The organism is Hymenobacter agri, assembly GCF_054778495.1.
The window spans coordinates 1-961 of sequence record NZ_BAAGZM010001040.1; the positions used below are offsets into that span (position 1 = coordinate 1).

The window sequence follows — 961 nt, forward strand, 5'->3', positions numbered from 1 at the left end:
CGCTACGGCCACTCCATCGCCCCCGACGAGCGCCTCCCGCCCGCCGAAGCCGTGCCACGCGCCATCCGCTGGATTCGGGCGGAGTATGGGGCGAGGCGGTAGGTGAGTTGGCCTCGTTGGCGCGCATCGCAGACGCGCGCCAACGGGGGGGCACTACACTTCTTTTTGATGGATTGGACAGTAGTAACGGGGGTCGCAACCGGTCACTTGGCACCCACCTAAATAGATTTTACCCGCCTTGGCCCGTGCCATTGCCCTTTTACTTAGTAGCCCGTACACAATTGGCAGCAAGTGGTCCGTATGCCCACCCACACAAGCTGGGCGCTGACGTTCCGCGTACTGAAACTCACATGGGCCTGGAAAAGAAAGCGCAAGCGGTATAGCCGCAGGGCTCACGACCACGCCGGGCATCCGTTTCGTTCGGAAGCCCAAAGCCCTTATTTCAATATCGTAGGTGCCGGGACCAATCGATACCACCCGAAAGTAGCCAGCGCTGTCGGTTGCCGCGCCCGTGATGGTCGTTTCGCCTTGTTTGAACAGGAGCGTAGCCGCTGGAAACCCGCGCCCGGATTCCGTGTCCTTCACCGTTCCGATTAGGCCGGTACTTTGCGCATAGCTCTGCTGAGCAGAAATAAAAGCAAGTAGGAAGACGAGTGGCTTCATTTAACAATGAATGCACCGGTGGTGTGTAACAAGTAGGCAATGAAGATACGCAGCGGTGAATTTAACTTATGCGTTTAGCTAAGCGGGCTTCGTTTACAAAAACGTTGGTTCAATAATTACCTGCAAAGTAACTCGCCTAAACGCCCGCCAGCTGCTGCCGCAGCAGCGTGAGCACCTGCTGGGCGGCGTACTCGGTGTTCAGGGCGCGGCCCCGGTCGAGCACGTATTCGCGGCTGATGGTGTGGGTGGCGTCGGCGTAGGCCAGGCACACGGTGCCGACTTGCTTGGTGGCGGTGGC

Annotated in this window: 2 protein-coding genes; both read right to left on the reverse strand. The window is 58.9% G+C overall.

Features of this window, described 5'->3' with window-relative positions; all coding sequences use genetic code 11:
- Positions 1 to 153: 153 nt before the first annotated feature.
- Positions 154 to 663, reverse strand: coding sequence for a carboxypeptidase-like regulatory domain-containing protein (locus ACYVDE_RS24305; RefSeq protein WP_460504098.1), 510 nt, complete (start codon positions 661 to 663; stop codon positions 154 to 156).
- 136 nt (positions 664 to 799) lie between these two features.
- A partial coding sequence (locus ACYVDE_RS24310) for a CinA family protein (RefSeq protein WP_460504099.1) occupies positions 800 to 961 on the reverse strand: 162 nt, incomplete at its 5' end.

What these genes read in the sequence shown, in the direction of transcription:
- ACYVDE_RS24305 (WP_460504098.1), bottom strand. Translation starts at nt 663, where the DNA reads ATGAAGCCACTCGTCTTCCTACTTGCTTTTATTTCTGCTCAGCAGAGC.